The 20,088-nt window shown below is 58.5% G+C and carries 20 protein-coding genes; 10 read left to right on the plus strand and 10 right to left on the minus strand.

From position 1 onward, the window contains the following. Positions 1 to 126 precede the first annotated feature (126 nt). From NZK35_RS10910 to NZK35_RS10925, 4 genes are all read left to right on the plus strand, one after another. Positions 127 to 639 carry a response regulator gene (locus NZK35_RS10910; RefSeq protein WP_259632566.1) on the plus strand — a complete coding sequence of 171 codons (513 nt, stop codon included), beginning with the start codon at positions 127 to 129 and terminating at the stop codon, positions 637 to 639. A 98-nt stretch (positions 640 to 737) separates the two neighbouring features. Beyond that, positions 738 to 2,312: a hybrid sensor histidine kinase/response regulator gene (locus tag NZK35_RS10915; RefSeq protein ID WP_259632567.1), complete on the plus strand. Its 1,575-nt coding sequence runs from the start codon at positions 738 to 740 to the stop codon at positions 2,310 to 2,312. Then, a complete protein-coding gene (locus tag NZK35_RS10920) occupies positions 2,302 to 2,685 on the plus strand; it encodes a response regulator transcription factor (protein WP_259632568.1) in 384 nt (127 codons plus the stop codon). The genes NZK35_RS10915 and NZK35_RS10920 overlap by 11 nt, the downstream gene beginning before the upstream one ends. 77 nt (positions 2,686 to 2,762) lie before the next feature. Further along, entirely contained in the window at positions 2,763 to 3,707 is a 945-nt protein-coding gene (locus NZK35_RS10925) for a response regulator (RefSeq protein ID WP_259632569.1), read from the plus strand. A gap of 527 nt (positions 3,708 to 4,234) precedes the next feature. Here the strand turns inward: NZK35_RS10925 and NZK35_RS10930 are convergent. Then, positions 4,235 to 5,860, minus strand: a complete 1,626-nt coding sequence (locus NZK35_RS10930) for a hybrid sensor histidine kinase/response regulator (protein ID WP_259632570.1) — start codon at positions 5,858 to 5,860, stop codon at positions 4,235 to 4,237. A gap of 354 nt (positions 5,861 to 6,214) precedes the next feature. Between NZK35_RS10930 and NZK35_RS10935 the strand changes: the two genes are divergently transcribed. Beyond that, positions 6,215 to 7,015 carry a class I SAM-dependent methyltransferase gene (locus NZK35_RS10935; protein WP_259632571.1) on the plus strand — a complete coding sequence of 267 codons (801 nt, stop codon included), beginning with the start codon at positions 6,215 to 6,217 and terminating at the stop codon, positions 7,013 to 7,015. 10 nt (positions 7,016 to 7,025) lie between these two features. Here the strand turns inward: NZK35_RS10935 and flgL are convergent, their stop codons facing one another. The 9 genes from flgL to NZK35_RS10980 all read right to left on the minus strand — a co-directional run bounded on the left by flgL (position 7,026) and on the right by NZK35_RS10980 (position 15,898). Next, entirely contained in the window at positions 7,026 to 8,483 is a 1,458-nt protein-coding gene (gene flgL / locus NZK35_RS10940) for a flagellar hook-associated protein FlgL (RefSeq protein WP_259632572.1), read from the minus strand. 4 nt (positions 8,484 to 8,487) lie between these two features. Beyond that, positions 8,488 to 10,452 (minus strand): flagellar hook-associated protein FlgK, encoded by a 1,965-nt coding sequence (flgK, locus tag NZK35_RS10945; protein ID WP_259632573.1) that lies wholly within the window; start codon positions 10,450 to 10,452, stop codon positions 8,488 to 8,490. A 2-nt stretch (positions 10,453 to 10,454) separates the two neighbouring features. After that, on the minus strand, positions 10,455 to 11,012 hold the full coding sequence (locus NZK35_RS10950; RefSeq protein ID WP_259632574.1) for a hypothetical protein: 558 nt from the start codon (positions 11,010 to 11,012) through the stop codon (positions 10,455 to 10,457). Positions 11,013 to 11,103: 91 nt separating this feature from the next. Next, entirely contained in the window at positions 11,104 to 11,445 is a 342-nt protein-coding gene (locus NZK35_RS10955) for a rod-binding protein (RefSeq protein ID WP_259632575.1), read from the minus strand. A gap of 19 nt (positions 11,446 to 11,464) precedes the next feature. Continuing rightward, positions 11,465 to 12,667 carry a flagellar basal body P-ring protein FlgI gene (flgI, locus tag NZK35_RS10960; protein WP_259632576.1) on the minus strand — a complete coding sequence of 401 codons (1,203 nt, stop codon included), beginning with the start codon at positions 12,665 to 12,667 and terminating at the stop codon, positions 11,465 to 11,467. A 23-nt stretch (positions 12,668 to 12,690) separates the two neighbouring features. Continuing rightward, the gene (locus tag NZK35_RS10965) at positions 12,691 to 13,359 is read right to left on the minus strand and encodes a flagellar basal body L-ring protein FlgH (RefSeq protein WP_259632577.1); all 669 of its coding nucleotides are present in this window, start codon (positions 13,357 to 13,359) and stop codon (positions 12,691 to 12,693) included. Positions 13,360 to 13,361: 2 nt separating this feature from the next. Further along, entirely contained in the window at positions 13,362 to 14,372 is a 1,011-nt protein-coding gene (gene flgA, locus NZK35_RS10970) for a flagellar basal body P-ring formation chaperone FlgA (RefSeq protein ID WP_259632578.1), read from the minus strand. Positions 14,373 to 14,374: 2 nt separating this feature from the next. Further along, positions 14,375 to 15,154 (minus strand): flagellar basal-body rod protein FlgG, encoded by a 780-nt coding sequence (flgG, locus tag NZK35_RS10975; RefSeq protein WP_259632579.1) that lies wholly within the window; start codon positions 15,152 to 15,154, stop codon positions 14,375 to 14,377. 27 nt (positions 15,155 to 15,181) lie between these two features. After that, on the minus strand, positions 15,182 to 15,898 hold the full coding sequence (locus NZK35_RS10980) for a flagellar hook-basal body complex protein (protein WP_259632580.1): 717 nt from the start codon (positions 15,896 to 15,898) through the stop codon (positions 15,182 to 15,184). Positions 15,899 to 16,600: 702 nt separating this feature from the next. Here NZK35_RS10980 and NZK35_RS10985 point away from each other — a divergent pair. From NZK35_RS10985 to fliP, 5 genes are read left to right on the plus strand one after another with little or no spacing between them, the layout of a single operon-like run. After that, on the plus strand, positions 16,601 to 17,122 hold the full coding sequence (locus tag NZK35_RS10985; protein WP_259632581.1) for a flagellar basal body-associated FliL family protein: 522 nt from the start codon (positions 16,601 to 16,603) through the stop codon (positions 17,120 to 17,122). A gap of 2 nt (positions 17,123 to 17,124) precedes the next feature. Next, positions 17,125 to 17,967, plus strand: coding sequence for a FliM/FliN family flagellar motor switch protein (locus tag NZK35_RS10990; protein ID WP_259632582.1), 843 nt, complete (start codon positions 17,125 to 17,127; stop codon positions 17,965 to 17,967). Between the two features lie 16 nt (positions 17,968 to 17,983). Further along, positions 17,984 to 18,367, plus strand: a complete 384-nt coding sequence (locus tag NZK35_RS10995) for a FliM/FliN family flagellar motor C-terminal domain-containing protein (protein ID WP_259632583.1) — start codon at positions 17,984 to 17,986, stop codon at positions 18,365 to 18,367. Between the two features lie 33 nt (positions 18,368 to 18,400). Beyond that, complete coding sequence (locus NZK35_RS11000) at positions 18,401 to 19,333, plus strand: hypothetical protein (protein WP_259632584.1); 933 nt, start codon at positions 18,401 to 18,403, stop codon at positions 19,331 to 19,333. A 17-nt stretch (positions 19,334 to 19,350) separates the two neighbouring features. Then, positions 19,351 to 20,073 (plus strand): flagellar type III secretion system pore protein FliP, encoded by a 723-nt coding sequence (fliP, locus tag NZK35_RS11005; protein ID WP_145207340.1) that lies wholly within the window; start codon positions 19,351 to 19,353, stop codon positions 20,071 to 20,073. Positions 20,074 to 20,088: the final 15 nt, after the last annotated feature.

A 20,088-nucleotide genomic window follows, 5' to 3' on the forward strand; every position in this document is an offset into this window, starting at 1 on the left:
CGCAAGTCTGGGTCACCCCTGCCGGCATCCCTCCCAAAACGTGCCATCGGTGATTCGCACACCTGACGTGTCCTGATTGCCCTCCACTGGCTCCCGCCCCTCCAATCCCCCACCTGGAGAACCAAAATGTCAAGCCTGACCAGCAAGCCGTCCCGAACACGCAAACGTCCCTTACAACAGGCGGTGCAAGCCGGCTTGGCCAAGCGGAAGGCGAGCGGGAATGACGGAGGGTGGAGCGATCCGTCCAAGGCGACTCGGACACCGCGGATCCTTTGCATCGACGATGACCCCGAGATTTGTCGCACGTTGGAAATGCGTCTGAGTGACTATCAGGCGGAAGTCCTGGTCGCCTACTTCGGCACTCAAGGGTTTTGGGAAGCGATCACCGATCACCCCGATCTGATTCTGATGGACGTCTCCATGCCCAGTGGTGACGGACGGTTTGTGTTGGAATCATTGCGGAACAACCAGGCGACCGAGGGAATCCCCGTGATTGTTTTGACGGGCATGCGTGACCCCGAGCTGCATTCGGAAATGCTGGCGTTGGGGGCCGACCGTTTTCTCAATAAACCGATCCATTTCGATGTCTTGCTCCGCGAAATGCAATCCTTCGTCGAACTTTCAAAACGTCCCGAATAGCCCGCCGCGCATTCGGGAACTGCCACGCCGTCGCGAACCGCTCGGACGCGACACGAGCGGGGTGGGGACGGAAACGCACAACCGCGAAAGAGAGAGTCATGGTGATCGCAGAACAGAAGACGCAGTTGAGAATCCTGTTGATCGAAGATGATTGCGTCGATGGCGAGTCGGTCACCCGATCGCTGAACAAGGCGTTTCCCAATTGCGGCGTTCGGCGCGTGCGTTGCTTGGGGGAGGCAATCGGCGCGGTCGCCGCGTCCGAATTTGATGTTGTGCTTGCCGATTTGTCGCTGCCGGACAGCCGCGGACTGGATTCCGTCGTCACCATGGTGCAGGCCTGTCCCCAGAATCCTTTGATCGTTCTGACCGGGCACGCCGACGATGAGCTTTCGATCACGGCGATCGCCGAAGGGGCACAAGACTATCTGGTCAAGGGACGCATCAGCCCGGAATTGCTGCAACGGTCGATTCGTTATGCCATTCAACGGCATGCGATGTTGCGACACAACGACCAACTCTTGGAAACACTGCGCCAGCGTGATCTGCTATTGCAAAACAAGAATCAGAAACTCGAAAAGGCCTGTAAGACGGCACAGAAGTTCGTCGACAATGTCTCGCATGAGTTCCGCACACCGCTGACGGTGATCATGGAATATGCCTCGCTGCTTGCCGATGGCATCGCCGGGCCGGTCAGCGAAGAGCAGGCAAAGTTGCTCGGGGTGATCGACGATCGGGCCAGCGACCTCAACAACATGGTCGACGACATGCTGGACGTCAGCAAGCTGGAATCGGGGTTGTTGGGGGCGTCGCGTTCACCGTGCAAGGTGGCCGACATCATTGATCATGTGCTACCGGCGATCCGACGCAAAGCCATCGTTCGCGAGGTTCAGCTGGACGTCGAAATTGACGAGGGCTTGCCGGACGTGTTTTGTGACCCCGCCAAGGTCGGTCGGGTGATCGTCAATCTGGCTATCAACGCGATCAAGTTCACTCGCAATCCCGGCCGCGTTTGTATTTCCGCTCGCCGGCACGGTGAAGACGACATCTCCATCGCCGTTTCGGACAACGGCGTCGGCATTCCCGCGGACCGTCAACGCGAAATCTTTCAGCGGTTTGCACAGGTCAAGACGGAGATCCGCGACAGCACCAAGGGGTTTGGGCTGGGGTTGAACATCGCTCAGGAGTTGGTGGATCTGAATTTCGGCAAGATGGATGTCGAAAGTACCGAAGGTGAGGGCAGCTCTTTCAGTTTTACGCTGCCGATCAATTGCCCCGGTGAAGTCACGCGGCGGTTCATCAGTCGGATGGCGGCGGGACACGAAGGAGAGGCCGCGGTTTCCGCCATCGCGATCGCGATCGAAGACGACACGAACGAATCGGTGATGCGGGACGTCGAACGTTTCCTGGTTCACCTGCTGAGACAAAACGATTTGATCTTCACGCTGCCTAACCGGCAATGGTTGCTGTTGGTGTCCGTGCCCTCGATCGCGCTGGACGACTTCTTGATGCGATTGAACAAAGAACGACTGCAGATCAACCGTAATCGTCCGCGTGGTCCACTACCCGAATTTCAAGTCCGAGTCGAAGGGACCTGGAATGTCGCAGAGCGGCCACAGGACATCGTTCAGATGGTCGATCAACAACTCGGTGAAGAGAACTACTGTGTCGCATGACTCCAAGATTGTAGTGATTGATGATGATCGCGGGATCGTTCTCGGTGTGCAAATGCGTTTGGCGCACGCGGGATACCAGGTGCACGTCGCCTACGACGGTGCCGAAGGGCTGGAACTGATCCGGTCGGAGAACCCCGATCTGGTGTTGCTCGATGTCCAGATGCCACATCTGGACGGGTTGTCGGTGTTGAAGACGCTGCAGGACGACCCCGACACCGTCACGCCGCCGGTGATCATGCTGTCGGCCAGTCTGCAAGATCGGCAAACGGCGCTCGATGCCGGTGCCCACTACTTTTTGACCAAACCCTATCGCAGCAGCGATCTGTTGGACGCCGTGACGTCCGTGTTCAGTGTGCCGGCCGGAATGGGCTGAGACCATGAGCAACCGCCTGTTTTTTCTGTCCGAGGTCTTCGGACTTTTGACACACCCGCCGACCGATGGAGAATCAAATGAGTCTGAAACAAATCCTAATCGCCGATGACGATCAAGACCTGCTGGAACTACTCAGTCTCCGTTGCAAACAACTGGGGTTGGATGTCATCACATCCAACGACGCCATGGACGCGCTGGCCAACGTCGACTTTTACGCGCCGCAAATCGCGCTGTTGGATGTTCGCATGCCGGGAGGAAACGGCGTCAGCGTTTCCGAGATGATGGCCACGGACGAACGCTTGAGCCAAACCTCGGTGATCGTGATGACCGGTGATCCGAATGAAAAGATCCAGCAGCGTTGTCACGAAATGGGGGCACAACTGGTCAAGAAGGACCAACAGATCTGGACACGACTGGAACCACTCCTGAAATCGCTACTCGACGAAGAGATCGAGCACCGCGCGACACCGTTGGTTGATTTTTCCGATGCCCGGCAGACACCCGGGGCCGAGGACAATCAATCACTTTTGTCGATGCTGGAAGATTGGGGATGGCTGGACGACGATTCACAGCCGTCCGCAATCGACGACGAAGCGGCCGCCGGTGGCACGCCCTGGGTGCTGGCGATCGACGATGACCCCGACTTTTCGATCGGCCTACAAAAACGACTGCTCAGCGTCGGCGTCCAACTGGTGCGGGCCTACCGGGGCATGGACGGCTATCGCAGCGCGTTTCAAAGCCGCCCCGAAGCGATTTTGTTGGACTATCAAATGCCGGACGGAAATGGCGAGTACATCCTGCGTCGCTTGAAGGAATCGACGGCCACCGACTCGGTGCCGGTCATCGTGGTGACCGGGATGCGTGACGCGTCGCTGAAGCGTCGCATGCTGGCCGGCGGGGCGAGCGAGTTTCTGACCAAACCGGTTTCCTGGGACCAATTGAAGCGGGCATTGGTTCAATACACCGACCTCGACCTCCGCACAGGCATCGTCCCCGAAGCCATGGTGGGTTCGGCCGAGTAGGGAGCCGTCCGGCACTGTCTGTCATGCATCACCCCGGTAGGCAACGCTGTGAAGCATTTTCCCCTGTGGTTGTTGAGGTGTTAGCGGCAGGGCGCGAGCCCTCCGGTTCCGCATCTTTGCCCAAAAACCGGAGGGCTCGCGCCCTGCCGCTAACAAGTCGTTCACGGCGTAGGGCTCCGCCTGGGCTGCGCAAAATCTCTCCGTTGAAACGTGCATTGCTTCGCAGAAGTTTGGCGGTTTCCATTCCCTTAGGGGCTTCGTGGGATCAGCCGTTTGGCGCCAGCCTACGGGCCCTCCGTTGTTGACGAGGCCCGAACGCTTGCGCGAATCGGCTGATATCAATTGCGTTTTTGATGCCCAACCGCTCCATGCTCATCGATGGTCCATCGCAGAATCGATTCGGCAGAAATTCAGCGCCGGCTCCGCCGGCGGCCCGGGGAGGCAGAGCCTCCGAGACAGTGTGTTCCCAGGCGGAGCCTGGGAACAAGTCTTGAGCCATGAATGACGTCTAACGCTAGACGCACCGCCTACCGCGTTGCCCGCGATGGATCGTCTCGCACGATCTGTTGATAAGCCGCATCGATTTCCTCGATGGGACTCTGCAAGCTCCAGATGCCGCGGGTTTGGATGCCGATGTCAAAGGCCGGGTTGGCGGCACGTACTTCGGTCAACCGTGCAATGTCATCGGTTGCCTTCTTCAAGCGTGCGTCGACGTTGGGGAAAATCGAACTGGTCGCCAGCCACCACTGTGCATCGGAGGCTTGGATGAGCAGTTCGTGGTTTTCCGTCAGGAACGTCAACAAGAGTTCGCTATCCCGTTTTTCGGCCGGCGTGCATTGTTCGTTCAGGTGGAACGAGAGAAGCTGGACGTACTGCATCGGTGCGGATTGCAATTGCAGCCAACGCGGAAAGATCTGGTCGCTGCCTACGACCGGCAGACTGAACCAGAAGATCGATCCCAAACCGGGTTCGGACTCGACGTGCAGCTGGCCGAGATTCAGTCGGCAGAAACGGGCGGCGATCGACAAGCCCAGGCCCAACAGTTTGTCATCGGGATCAGTTGTCAGCCCGGGTCTGGCGAAGCGGGCGGCGAGTTGATCACGCTGTCGGGGCTGGATGCCGGTCCCATCGTCGTTGACCCCGATTCGAATGTGTTGATCGGGTTCATCGTAACGAACCCAAATCCGCACGTTCCCCGAATCGCTGCAGGCATTGATGGCGTTGACGGCCAGACAGACCAGGACGCGACAGACCTTTTGGCCGTCGCAGTACGCGATCGGGGTTTCGATTAGCGATTGGATTTCCAGTTTCACATTCCGCATCGCGGCTCGTTGCTCAATCGTTTCACGAACCGACTCAATGATTTCCTGAACTTGGCAGGGTCGGCGACAGATGTCGAGCAGTCCCGAATCAAGTTTGCTTGAATCGAGCAGGTCATCCAATTTGTTGTTCACGTCGTCGGCTCGAATCAATGCCTTTTCCAGCATCGCGGCCTGTTCCAGATTGATTCGGCCGGCCAATCCCTCGCGGACGATCGAGACGTGTTCTTTGATGACGGTCAACGGATTGCGGATGTCGTGCGAGGCTTTGGCCAAAAACTCGTGCGCCGTCTGGTGCAATCGTTCCAATTTCTGGTTGTCTTGCTCCCTCAATTCCGCTTGCTCGCGCAGCAATCGGTGGCTGGCTTGCAATTCCTCGGTGACCCGGCTCATCTCGTTGATGGCCTGTTGACGCTGGACGGCATGTTCGATCGCTTTGCGTGTCCAGCTGCTGTTGGCGAGCCCCTTGGGGAGAAAGTCTTGTGCGCCGGCATGAAGGATTGCCCGCTCGACCGTTTCATCTTCTAGCCCGGTCAGGACCAGAATCGGGACATCATCACACTTCGCTTTCAATCGCTTGACCGTTTCCAAGCCACTTGAGTCGGGCAGGCTGAGATCGGTCACGATGACGTCAAAGTTTCGCAGATCCAATTCTTGCAGGGCAGCTCCCAGCGATGTCGCATGCGAGAGCGAGATTCGCTTCCGACCATGACGCAAGTTCTTCGAGACGCGCAAGAAATCCAGATCATCGTCCTCGACGACAAGCACACTGAGGACCGTGTCTGAATCCGCCGCGGAGGGGTGCGGTGGATTCGACGTCTTTGCCAAGGACACTGCGGGTTCCACGCTGTCAAAGGGGGGGCGGTCGGGTAGGAGAGGAGAATGCGAATTGATCATGCAGCGGTCTTGGTCGAATGATTGGGTGGGCCAAAGACGGGGGAGGATCAGCTGGCCGCGTGTTCGATTGCCGCCGTGCATCAAGGCGATGGAGGATGCTCATGAAGGAGTCTGGTCCATCCCAAAACTGTAAGCCTCAAACAACAGGGTGCAAAATGAAACTGCGGATGCTATTTTAGCTTCTCGAAATATTGGACTTTCACAGATGGCTGTTTCCCCTCAGGTGCGGGTTTGTCCTCGTCGTCCTGAGGCTCGTTCGGTCTGCCCCTTTCCTACCAAGGCTCCCCTCAGATGAGTGTTTGCAAACAATTGAAACGTGCGGCCGAAAAGCCCCCGGTTAGAACGTCGTTCCGCTTCGCCCGGGCTGCGGTGTCGCTCAGGCTGGCGTTCGCGTTGGTGCCGGTTTGGTTGCTCGGACTCACCCCGGTGTTTGCCCAAGACGCGACCGGGGTGGTCGAACAGAGTGTCAAACCCGGGATCAACGACCAGTTTGTCGACCCCGAATTAGACGTCAGTGAATGGATGGGGCGATTCGAAGTCGAAAGCCGAGAGGTCTACGCGGGACGTCAGGATGTGCTGGAAGCTTGCGGCATCAAACCCGGTCAAAGCGTCGCCGACGTCGGTGCCGGTACCGGTTTCTACAGCCGGCTGTTCGCCGACGCCGTGGGAAAGAATGGCTGGGTCTTCTCCGTCGACATCTCGCCTCGATTCCTGGAACACATCAATACAAAGGCGCGCGAAGACAACGTGCACAATCTAACCGGTGTGCTCTGCTCGGACCGCTCCGTCAACCTGCCACCCCACTCGATCGATGTCGCGTTCATCTGCGACACCTACCATCACTTCGAGTATCCGCACCTGACGGTCGAGTCGATTTACAAGGCGATCAAGCCGGGCGGGTCCTTGATCGTCATCGACTTCGATCGGATTCCGGGAAAGTCGCGAGAATTCATCCTCGGTCATGTCCGCGCCGGCAAGGAAGTGTTTCGCAGCGAGATCGAAAAGGGCGGATTCGAATTTGTCGACGAAGTCCAGGTGCCTGCATTCGAGGAAAACTATCTGTTGCGTTTTCGCAAGCCGGCGGCATCCTGAACGGAGATCGCTATCGCAAGAATTCCAACAGCCCCAACGAATTCAGGTTTGCGGTGACGGCATAGGTGTATTGCAACAGCGTCTGTGAGTTCTCCAGACGCAGCACCGCATCGGGAAAGTCGGTGGCTTGGAGTTCGCCGATATTCGATTCGACCGAAAGCATCAAATCATCGACGCGGAACTCCATCGTCTGCATCGTTTGCAACGAAGTCGACTGTTCGCCCATCACGCTGAACACCCTGCTGGCCGCCTGGTCCAGTTCATTCAGACGCCGGTTGAGTGCTTTTCCGTACTCGGCCGAACTCAGCTCCCGGCTGTTGCGAAGGTCCGCGGCGGTGGCGTGAAGGACTTGGAACAGGTTGGACGTACCGGGGAACTCTAACGAATCGTCGCCCGTCGAACGGATGTTACTCGAGTCGATGGTGACGAATCGCCCGCTATCGACATCGGAAACGAGTTGGCCGGAACTGAAGTCGATCGGAAGGGTCGATGCCCCGTCGTCGACGCTCAATGTTCCCGTCGATGTGATATCGACCGTCCCGTTGAAACCGGCTGCGATGCTGGTCGTGTCCAAGTAGACCTCTTGGCCGAAAAAGCCCGGCACACGCAAGTTCGTGTCGGCATTGGAAAACGGAACCGGTTCGGCTCCGTTGAGGGAGATGGTTCCGGCCGAACCGTCGCCGGATGTATCGACGATCGTCAGTTGATGCGCGCCGGCCGGGCCGAGGATGGTATCGCCTGCCGCGGAGTTGGTTCCGGCGAGCACGCCGGAGCCGCCCGCATAACTGGTGCTGTCGTGCCGGACTCGTAACGTGGCCCGACCGATCAGCGTGTCGGTCCCGCCGCCATGTTTCGCTCCGGTGGTGCCAGACAGCACGGTCGCTTCCCGCCCGGAGCCTCCGAAAATCTTGGACCCGTCGTAGTAGGTGTCGATCGAGATCGAATCACCGATGTGGGTTTGACTGCGTTGCCGAGAACCTTGGTAGCTGACTTCCAAGACGCCATTTTCACGCAGCGGTTCGCCGAACGAAAACGGAGGCTGATTGGATCGGGTGCCCCCGTACAAATAGTTCTCGTTGAACTTCGCCAACCCGATTTGTTTCGCTTGGGCCAGCAGCGCGTCGATTTCGGTGGCCAGCGCATTGCGTTCGTCGGAATCCAGTGCTTGAATCCCCTGTTGCACCAGGTTCTTGGAAAGCGTGATCAATTCGCTGACGTCTTGAAATTGGGCGACACTGGCGTTGAGCGTCGAGGTCGCTCGGCCGATGACGCTCTTGTCGGCTTGCAATTCGACATAGCGGGTTTCCAGCGATCGAACTTGTCGATAGGCGACCGGTTCTTCCGACGGCAGTTCGAACTGCAGCCCCGATGTGATCTGCCGTTGGGCAGTCAGCAATCGCGAGCTGTGCAACGAGGTGAAATGGATCGCGTTGCGCGTAAACGTTCGCGAGGTGACTCGAGCATCCATCGGATTAGCCTATGATTCTGAACAGTTCGGTGAGCATTTCGTCGGTCGCTTGAATGATTCGGACGGCCGCCTCATACGACTTTTGATATTCCTGCAAATAGACCAATTCTTCGTTCAGATCGACGCCTGATTTTGCGTCTCTCTCGGTTTCCAGCCGCAGTTGGAACGTGGTCAAACTGGTGCTCAACGCGGTGTTGGAATTGATCTCGAAACCGATCTCGGTCCCCATCTCACTGGCGAACTGTCCGAGGGTGCGACCACCAGGCATCGACGCGGCATCATCAATGGCGATGAAGCGGGTGAGATTGCTGGTGTCGGCGGATTCGCCGGATCGGCCCGTCGCGATTCGGTCGGGATTGGTGGCGACGGTCGCGTCGACTCGGATCGAATGGGCATCGGTTCCGCTGAAGAAGGCGTTGATGCCCAGTGCGGCCAGAATTCCCGTCTGATCCGGTTCGCCCGTCAAACGCGTCGTGAATTCATCGCCGTCGTTCATCGTGCCGGCGCTGAAGGAGACTTCGACACCATCATCGAGTTCGATGGCCGAACCCGCTTCGTATCCGTCGCCGACGTTCACACGCGTCAACAGCGCACCGCTGGACGAATAAACATTAGCGAACAGTGCCGCGGCGCTACCAACTTGTCCGGTGCCCTCGATCTGGACCGTCAACGTTTCGTTGGTCCCTGCGGTGTAGGTGCCGGAGACGGTCGCGACGCTGGTGCCGGAAAACAGCGACAGGTCGGGATTGGTTTCCACGCCGCCGGCGAAATTGAATTCCAGGTCCGCTCCCGTGGTGATTTGAAACTGGTTGCTGACCGCCCGGATCGATGCGGTGATGCCCAAGATTCCGGTCAATTGTGACGCCACGTCCTCGAGCGTGTCCAGGTCGGGATCAATGGAAATGACGTGCGTTTGCCGATCGCCGTTCGCGTCGATCACAGAAAGGGTGAGTTCGCCGGCGGTCAAGTCACCGTCAGGGAATGCTTCGGACAATGGCACATCCGTGTCCGCGACGTTGACATTGCCGACCAGGTTGGTGAACGATCCCGCGCTGCCGATCCCGGTCGAATGAACGGTGTTGACGCTCTGAATCAGTTGACCCGCGATTTGGTCCAGCTTTCCTTCGAACAGGGGGATGATCTCGTTGTAGGCTTCCACCAGTGCCGAGAGCCGGCCGGTTTCAACCGACAAGGGCCGATCGGAATCGTCCAAGTAGACCTCCAGTTGTCCTCCCGCTTCGACGACGGACAGAGAACTGGGGTGGCTGCCCTGTTCAATGCTGTGGTTTCCGATGGTCAGGTGCAACTGGCCGCCGGGTTGTTCGTTGCGAGAAATGCCGACGACTTCCGCAATCCGGTTGAGCACGGCGTCACGCTGGTCCAATTCGTTGTTCCGCTCGATATCCTGAGCGGAGAACTTGAAGATCTCGAAACTGACGTCACTCAATTCTTGCAGGTCGCCGTTGAGCAATTCGATTTCGTTTTCGATCTGCAGCCGAACGTTGTTCTTCAGTTCGGTCAACTGTTGGGCCGCATCGCGGAGACCGCCGGACAACTGTTTGCCGGTTTCCAGCAGGGCCGATCGTTGAGCGGGCTCATTCGGGGACGCCGACAAATTCGTGAACTCGGCGAAGAACCGATCGAGCTGTCGTCCGACCGAATTGTCACCGGTCAGCAGTGCCGACTCGATCTTTCGCTCGATGTTCAACAACTGTTCGACGTCGTTGGAATCGGAGATGACGCTGGTCAAGGACGATTCGGTGACCTGGTCGCGGATGCGAGTGATCCCAGAGATCGTGACGCCGTTGCCGACACGAAAGCCGCCGGTGTAATTCGGCGGAGTCGATTCCATGGAAAGCCGTCGTCGGTGGTACCCATCGGTGTTGGCGTTGGAAATATTGTTGGAGACCACCTCCAAAGCGAATTGGCTGGTTCGCAGGGCGGACAGGCCGATTGAAAAATTGGGCATCGTTAGCAGTTCCTTCCGATGATTTTTTCTGTGGGGAGCTTGAACGCCAAGCCATCGGCTTGGTAGCTGGCTTCATCGACATCACACTGCAACACACCGAGCAGATAACGACGATGAAACTCGGTGGAATAAAAGATGACCACCTGATTGGCGGTCAGCCGTTGCTGGGCGGCAACGAGCCGATCGTGAAGGCGGCGACGGTTGGCATCGAGCCGCTCGGATTCAGCGGCCGGCAGAGTGGCGAGAATCGTCTTGATCGACGTCAGACTGTCGTCGGCTTCACTGGGCGGCTGAGATGCGTCGGGCTGCTCGGTCGCTTTTGCGCCCACATAGCGGCTGAGGATTTGGCGTGATTTGCGGCTGTCAGCTTGACAGTGTTGCAGCTTCTCCAGCAGCGGGGAGAGCTGTTGCAGGTCCGATTGTTTGGGGCCGTAGATCCCCGCATTGTCCAGCAGATTGGCCATTTCGTCGTTGAGTGCGTCGAGCGCGTCGGCAACGCCCGATTCCAATTGCAACTGCCGCTCGACGAGGACGCCCAGTTGTTCCGTTTGTTGATTCATCGTTGAGTCACCGAATGTGAGGGATGTCCAGAGGGGTGTTCGAGCCACGGTCGAAGGGCCGTGGCGACGCAGGGTGATGCGAAAGGTTGTGTTAGGCGGAGAACGAGACGCCGGATGATTGCTCTTGCCCGCCGTCGGCTTGTGTTTTGGCGTACTGTTCGACCAACAGATCGCTGACGCCGATCGCATTGGACTGGGCGAGGTGCTGGCCGATGAACAGGTCAAACATGCCGCCGAAGGAGTCGCTTCCGTCGCCGCCGAAGAGGCCGTCTTCGAGTGAGTTTCTCATTTCTTTCATCAGCATCGACAGAAAGACACTTTCAAACTCGGTGCCCAGTTCTTTCATTTGCTCCAGGGACGGATCGCCGCCCTTGGCGGCCGCCGCGATCTGACCCGGCAATCCCACGCTGATGTTGTTTCCGATGGATTCCATTGCATCTGTCTCCTGCGAATTATTCGATGACCAACTCGGCCTTCAGGGCGCCTTGATTGCGCAACGTCGTCATGATGCTGATCAAGGTGGTGGGTGAAACGGCCAAGGAATTCAAGGCCGTCGCCAGGTCGCCGACCGTCATTCCGCCGGGCAACACGTTGTAGCGTCCGCCGGATTCGAATAAATCGATTCCGGTTCGCGGCAGGACGACGGTGTCGCCTCCGGCAAGCGGGTTGGGCTGGGATGCGATCGGCGTTTCGGTCGTGGCGATGACGATGTTTTCGCTGGCGAACAGCACCGGCGCGATCTTGACGTTGTGGCCCAGCACGATCGATCCGGTTTTCTGGTTGATCACCACGCGGGCCGGCGTGTCCGGTTCGACACGCAAGTTGCCGATCGTCGAAATAAATTCGGTGACGCTGTTGGCAAAGGTCGATGGAATGAAAACTTGAACGGTTCCCGAGTCGAGGGCACGGGCGCGGCCGGGGAAGATTCGATTGAGTGCATTGCCGATCGCGGTCGCCGTGGAATAGGACTTGTTTCGCAACACCAGACGCAGGCTTCCGTTGTTGACGATCGTTCCGCAGGGAACCGCACGTTCCACGATGGCTTCGCAAACCCCGACCGTCGGGTGGTTCTTCTGCACGTTGGCTCCGGCACCTTCGGCCGAGATGCCGCCGCCGATGATCGCGCCCTGGGCGATCGCGTAGATCTCGTCATCGATGCCCCGCAACGCCGTTTGATTGAGCGTGCCGCCACGCAGGCTCGATGCGTCGTCGGCAACCGAAACCGTCACCAGAATCGTCTCGCCGGGTCGTGCATACGCGGGGATCTTTCCCGACACCATCACGGCCGAAATGTTTTTGGTGTCGACTTGTCCCACACGTACCCCGCGACGCAGGTAATAGTTGGTGAGCATTTGCCGCGTCTGTTGCGACTTGCCCCCCGTTCCGCTCAACCCAAACACCAAACCCTCACCGGAGACATGGTTGACGCGGTCACCTTCGACAAACGCAATGTCCTTGATCCGAACACTGGGATCTTGACGCAACGGAGCCAGCGGTGTGAGGGTCGACCCCGGACCGGGCGTCGTTGCGGGCGGTGGCGGCAGCGGATCCTGAAGTGTCTGGGCACGCACGACCATGCCGCCGTTGCCGATCAACAGGACGGCCAGGCAGAGTGTGGAAAACGCGAGTCGTGAATACTTTGAAAGAATCTGCATGAATCGGGTTGCGACCGCGAGAATTAAAAAGGCCAAAGACGATTGAATCGGCGGCTGAGCCAGCCTTGGCTGGTGTAGGCCTGTTCGGCACCCTCGGCATCGAGCGTCAAACGCAGGTCGGCCACCAAGTAGGACGGAACGGTGTTGCCGGGCAAAATGTCGTACTGACGCACGATTCCGGTCAGCTTCAGATCCCGAGCGTCGCCCTGGACCGAGATCTTTCGCGTTCCCTCGACGACCAGATTTCCGTTGGGCAAGACATCGACCACCATGACACTGAATCGGTCGGTAATCTGTCGTTCGCTGCGGAATTCGGCATCGCCGGTGAACGCGCGTTGATTTGCCGTGTTAGTGCCCAATTCCGCGCTGCCGCTGCCGGTACCGATCGTACCGCCGAGACCGTAGTCAAATCCTTGCGTGGATGACGAGTTGCCCGTCTTGTCCATCGACCGCTCATCGCGGTTTTCGACGTCCGTGCTTTCGGCGATCAGAATGGACAACGTGTCGCCGCGGTTGCGGGCGGCGTAGTCACGGTACTGGTCGATCTGATTCTGGCTGCGTCGCTCGAACAGGCTCTGCCCCAGCGACGGTTGTGTGGTGACAGCGATCGCCAGCAGGACGAGCGCCGGTTTGATCAACGCTACGACCGACGTCGGGATCACTTGGCGCAGCGGGGGAGATTCATGGTGCATCGTTATCGCCTCCGTGGGGTCGAAGAAACGGTTGCCAGGTTGGGGCCGATGATGGAAGCGTTGAAACGCCGGTTGGTTTGTGGGTTCAGAACCTCGATCGTTTCTCCGATCTGTCCTGCTTCCATCGCTCGGGCGTTCTTCAGACGGATCTCGCCCCGACCGACGCTGATCACGACGTCGACCAAGTCGTTTCGCTTGACCGTTTGGGACGAACCCGACCGAGTGCTGTGGAAATGATTGGTCAACAGAATCGAGTTGCTGGCGATGTAGCGGCTTGCGGTCCGTCCGACGGCGTTGTCGGGATTGGCATAGTCGGCACTTTGAGTGATCGAGCGTTCGACCAGACGAAACATGTCGGGTTTCAGCACGGTGCCCTGAGCGATCGGCTGGCTGGCGATCGCAACGGTCATGGAAAGGCTGACCTGGGCGTCAAAGGAATGCGCGTATTGGTTCCCGGCCGAATCGATGATGGCGACGGCCAGCCTGGTGCGGCCGATCGGAAACTCATTGCGTGGGATCAGCTCCACGGCAAACTCGCCGGCGGCGAGCTTCTGTTCCAACGTGACCAACTGCGGCGTTTGTGTCAGTCGAATGGCGACCCGTTCGGGGGCGACGGCGAACTGTTCGCCGAGTTCTGATTCGAGCAACTGTTCCAACTTGCTGCGCAGCTTTGCCGGCGAGGAGCGTCGGGCCGACACCGTGGACGGTCCGATGATGTTGAACGAATCACGCTCGTACCCGGCCAACAACAGACGCATCTCGACTTGCTTTCGCGTGATCGAGCAATCGTCCTGGTCACGCAGCGATTCCAAGTCGAGCTGCTCGATCTCGCGTCGCTGTGACGGTGTCGCATGGAGGACGTTGGCAATGTCGCCGATGCGAACGGTCGTGTCGGCGACTGGCGAAGACGTTTGGTGCAGCGCAACGACAACGTCGCCGGCCGACGAGGCGTCCGGCGGGGTGAAGATCAGAAAACTGATCAGCAGCATTGCGTATCGAACCGATTTCATCATCGTTACCGAACGAGGTCACTGGCGGAGGAGAGCATTTCATCGCCGGCGCGGATCGCCCGCGAGTTGATCTCGTAGGCCCGTTGGGCGGTGATCAGCGAGACCAGTTCCGAAACGACCTCGACGTTGGATCCTTCGATGAATCGCTGTCGGATCTGGCCGTTGCCCTGTTGTCCGGGTTGTCCAAGAATCTCTGGGCCCGAGGCCGCGGTTTCCATGAACAGATTGCTGCCCAGGTTCTGCAGTCCGGCGGGGTTGGTGAACCGGGCGAGTTGAATGGTGGGGCCGACGGTCGAGACCCCGTCGATCTGGAAACTGACGACCCCGGTCGAGGAGATCGACAGGTTGGTCGCTTGCTGGGGAATCGTGATTTGCGGATCCAACAGGAAGCCGTCGCCGGTGACCATCTGGCCTTGGTCATTGAGCGTAAAGTTGCCGTCGCGGGTGTAGGCGATCGTGTTGCCTTGGGTGACTTTGAAAAATCCGTCGCCTTCGATCGCCATGTGGGTATCGATTCCCGTTTCGGTGGGTGTTCCCTGGGCGAACAGGCTGGTGGTGCCGACGGCCCGCACCCCGCTGCCGATCTGCAGCCCGATCGGCTTGATCTCGCCGTTGGCCGAGGCGGCACCGGGCGGCGTCTTGGTGTCGTACAGCAAGTCGGCGAAATTGATGTGCTTCTTTTTGAAGCCGGTTGTATTGACGTTGGCCAAATTGTTGGCCGTGTTGTCGATCATCAACTCCTGGGCGCGCATGCCGGTGGCGCTGGAATAGAATGCTTTTAACATGGAATACCTATGCGGTTCTCAAGCGGGTTATGATCGGATGTATTCTTTGAGCGAGTCCGAGAGTGTTCGCGTGGCTTTCTCGACCGCCTCGTGTTGTCGCGTGTTGACGATCAGCGCGATCAGTTCCGAAACCGGCTGGACATTGGAAAGCTCGTGGCCGAATTGCGTGATCTTGACCGGGGCATCGCTTTCGATCGAATCGGGGCCCGGAGTAAACCCGAGGGCACCGACGGGAATCAGCGTTCCGTTGTTTTCGTAAGCGACCGCTTGAATCCGGCCGACTTCCCGGTCGCCGGCCGAAACCGTGCCGTCGGAGGAAATCGTGATCTCGCGGTCCGAGACATCGCGGTCGATGGTGATCGGTCCGTTTTCACCGCGGATCGGAACCCCCTCTTCATTGACCAGCGTATTGCTCACGGGGTCGCGGAACAGTCTGCCGTTGCGAGTCAGGTAGGGTTGGCCACCGTTCTCGTAAACGAAAAAACCGTCGCCGGCGATCGAGATGTCCAGCGGTCGATCCGTCGGGGCGATTCGTCCCGGTGTGAAATCCGACGTCAACGCTTCGACTTCGGGGCCCAGATCCAAGGTGGTATTCGGTGAAGTCTCTTCGAATCGCTGTTTGATTGCCGGTTGAACGCGTCGGTGTCCGCTCGAATTGACGTGCATCAGGTTGCTGCTGATCAGCTCCTGTTGCTTCGCCAATGTCTGCATCGCGGCGGCGCCGCTGTAGAGTCCGTTGATCATTCGACCTTCCTATCCATGGAGCGATCGCGGCGGGTCAGGGGACACGGAGACCAACAGCGATCGTAGGTATTGGTTATGTCGAATATCCGGCGTCTGGCGGTGAGATTATTGGGCCGGCTTGGGCAAGAACGCACGAGGGATAACCCACAATCCCGGCCGGATGCGTCAGCCCAATGCCACCGACGTTGACACCAAACGGAGTGTTTCTTGTGAGCGGTAGGGCGCGAGCCCTCCGGTCTTTCACGCTACAGCCGGACGACTCGCGGCCTGTCGATTTAATCCGATCACAGATGGGATCAGCCGTTTCGCGCGAGCGTACGGGCCTGTAGCACGAAGAAAACACACCAGGGCCCGTAGGCTCGCGCCAAACGGCTGATTCAATCGACAGCCCGCTCTCGCCGTTCCGCGAACGTCTGCAGTGCCCAAGTAGGGTGGCATGGGGCATCGGCCGAGCGGCGCGCCGGCGCTCGGCCGCGCTTGTGGGGGTTAACCCTCATCGGGTACTGAAAGGCAGGTCCCGACTGAATTCCGTCACCCGGGCCGGACGATAAGCTGTAACGACACGGAAAGATAAACCGGTCACGCAAAGATGGCGGGCGGCCGGCCAGCGTCGGTCTTGGCCGCACCGGCCCGAGCGTCTCATCGCGTGGCGATCGGAAGGATCACCGTACGACCCATTCCCTCCCAACACCTCAACGATTCATGGCAGACGACAACGAGTCCGGAGCGGACGACAAAAAGAAATCCGGCATGCTCTCCAAGCTCGTCATCTGGGGGGCGGTCTTTGTGATGGGCGCCGGAACCGGCGTGGCGGTGCCGATGTTCGTGCTGCCTTCGGATCCCAAGTCGGCCCACCGCAGCCCGGTCGATGAAGACCGCATGGATATCCCCGAACCCGATGACAAGCTGGCGTTCGTGGACTTTGACGAAGTCGTGGTCAATTTGAACGATGACCGGTATTCGCGGTACCTGACCTGCACGTTCTCCCTGCAAATCGCGGCCTCGCAACAGGAGGCGATCAGCAAGTTGGTGGAGGACAAGAACGTTGTCCTGAAGAACTGGCTGATCGCACATCTGCGTGACAAAAAGCTGGAAGACGTCCGCGGGAAACTCGGCCACAACCTGCTGCGGCGTGAAATCCATGACAAATTCAACGCGATGCTGTTCACCGACGGCATCGAGCGGATTCAAGATGTCCTTTTCCAGGATTTCAAGGTTCAATGAACGTGCGTCCGTTCGATTTTCGTGACATTGCTGCTCTGGATGACACTGCCGTTGCCATTCGAACTTGGATTTCGAAGTCAACGTCGTTCTTCTCGGACTATTGGGTCGAGGCGACCGGATTCAGTGCCAAATTGGATCTGGGAGCGATCACGACCGAATCGTACGACAAGATCCTCAGTGAAATCCCGCGGCACGACCTGTGTTGCGTCGCCGAGATCAAGGACCGGCTGCCAACGGTCTGGTACGGCTCCAGCGATCAGTTCCGCATCATCCTGTCCGATTTGCTGTGTTTGGAAGCCACGGATGAGGGCGGTGACAGGGACCTGAGTGCCATCGAAACCGATCTGTCCAACTACTTCATCAACCGGGTCGCCGAATCGATCAGCCGGGGCTGGATGGGCCTGGGGGAATTGGAGATCGAAGTGACGGATCTGGAGAAAGACGCCCGAAAGCTCCGTCTTTTCCGCGGCAAAGATCTGGTCACCAAGGTCTGCATCGAAATCGAATGCAAGGGCGGTACGGCGACGTTGAATTGGTTGTTGCCGAAGCAGAAATTGCCGGCATTGCTCGACGAAACGGTCGACAATCGGGCTGGTGCAGAACCCGCCACGCCGTCCAAGGAATTGATCGGCCAGTTGCCCCTGGAAGTCGTCACGATGCTGGGGTCGGCCAAGATCCCGATGTCCGATCTGGGCAAGCTCAAGCCCGGCGAGCTGATCATTTTGGATCAACGCATCGACGAACCGATGATGTCCCACGTCGATGGCGAACCGGCCTTCCAGTGCTGGGCCGGCCGGTTGGGCAAACAACAGGCCGTTCAAGTTTCAAAGTGTTTGAACAAGTAGACGAAGGAATTGATTCATGGCTGAACCCAAGACAGAAACGCCCGTCTCCGACGAGCCGCAAGCGACGTCCGAGGACGCCCAAGCTCAAACGTCAGAAGAGCAAGTCGACGACTCGATTCCAGAGTTTGAAGCGCTCAAACCGAATCCTCCGCAACCCTCCAAAGACCTCGATTTCTCCCGCTTCGGGGGAGTCCACGTCACCCTGGCGGCCGAATTGGGACGCACCCAATTAACGATTCAAGAATTAATCGGACTGGCGGAGGGGTCGGTGGTTGAATTAAACCGGGCCATCAGCGCGCCGGTCGAGTTGGTTGCTCAGGGTGTTCCCATGGGTAACGGCGAGGTAGTCGTGATTGACAATCAATTCGCGATTCGAATCAAGCAAATCTATCCCTCTTAGGTCAAATGAATCGGCATTCACATGGACGTCAACATGCCTTTCCGCTTCACCCGAAAATCGATGTGCGTTTTTTACGCACTCCTGATTTCATCGTCACTGGCGACGGTCGCGCACGGTCAACGCTACGCCGAACCTGAAACTCGCTCTTCGCGACCACTCGGCGGAATCGTCGACCAACTCTCACGCGGCGAGTCGACGGTCAGCATTCGCCGCGGGGTGCTCTCGGGCGACATCGGTTCGGTCGACCGGGATGGTCGATCCGAAATTCCGGCGAGTCCGCTGCGGCCTTCGGGCAACCGTCTCGACGGTGGGGCCGAACAGGTCGTTGCGCTGCGTCCCCAACCGATGTCGGTGCGTCAGGCGAGTTTCGAGTCAAACGATCACGTCAACGACCTGTATTCCGGGCAGCAGCACGAACTGCAGTCGCGACAGAGTCTTGATCGGCTGAATGCCCAAGATCACTATCAATCGTTCATCGAACGTGAAAATGCAGCACCGGAACCGGAGCAGGCCGATGCGACGGAGATGATCAGCCGGATCGGGATCAACCTGGTCTTTGTGCTCGCCCTGGCCGTCGGCGGGATCTTGTTCGTCCGCCAGATTCAAAAAGGCAAACAGGGTGGCCGCCAAGACACGCCGGCCGACTTGGCCGGGTTGAAGATCGACCAGGTGTTGCAGGTCACCCGCGGCGTCAGTTTGTATCTGGTCGATTCGATGGCCAGCAAGATTCTGGTCGCCGTCGACGGCGGGGGGATCAAATCGGTCAGCGTGCTGCCGTCACGATTCGAGGACGCGCTGGAAGAACCCGAAGCCTTTGGCCGGCAGAAAGAATCGGAGTCCGCCCGGGCCGGTGGAAACGTTGCCAGCCGCCAGACGTCGCGTCGCAGTGTCAACAAGACGTCGACGTCAGAGATCGATGAGAACCTGATCCGGTTGCTTTTGACGAAGTCAAAAGAAGCCGCCTGATCAAACCGAGGACTGAAATGGATTTCGCCTTGATCGCCCAGACAACCGCCGAAGCAGCCAGCGATCCGTCGCAGCTGTTTTCGGATCTTGCGCCGCCGTTGCAGGTGGCGGTGTTGCTCGGTGCGCTCAGCTTTGCCACCGCGATGCTGGTCAGTGTCACGGCATTCACGCGAATCATCATTGTGTTGTCCTTCGTACGACGGGCGCTCTCCACGCAAGAGATTCCACCGAATCAGGTGATGATGGGGTTGAGCCTATTTTTAACGCTGTTCGTGATGGCGCCGACGTTTGAGAAGATTCATGCCAACGCGGTGATCCCGTTGTTGGAGGCTCAGGAAGCGGCCGGTCCGGATGAAGAGCCGACGTTCGGGTTCGTCGACGCATGGAAGATTGCGTCGGAAGAGCTGAAGGTGTTCATGTTGCGGAACACACGGACGAACGATCTGGGGTTGTTTTTTGAACTGTCCGAGACGCCGCCGCCGTCCCAGCGGATGGACACGCCGCTGAAGATCGCGGTGCCGGCGTTTATCATCAGCGAACTGAAAACCGCATTCATTATGGGGTTTTGTATCTACATCCCGTTTCTGCTGATCGATCTGGTCATTTCGACGATCTTGATGGCGTTGGGGATGATGATGATGCCCCCGGTGGTTGTTTCGACGCCCTGCAAGTTGCTTTTGTTCGTGCTCGTTGACGGCTGGCAATTGATTTCAAAAGCACTGGTCGCAAGTTTTGCCTAGGGGCGGGGCGCGTAC

It is taken from the genome of Stieleria sedimenti (assembly GCF_025060895.1).
GTDB lineage: Bacteria > Planctomycetota > Planctomycetia > Pirellulales > Pirellulaceae > Stieleria > Stieleria sedimenti.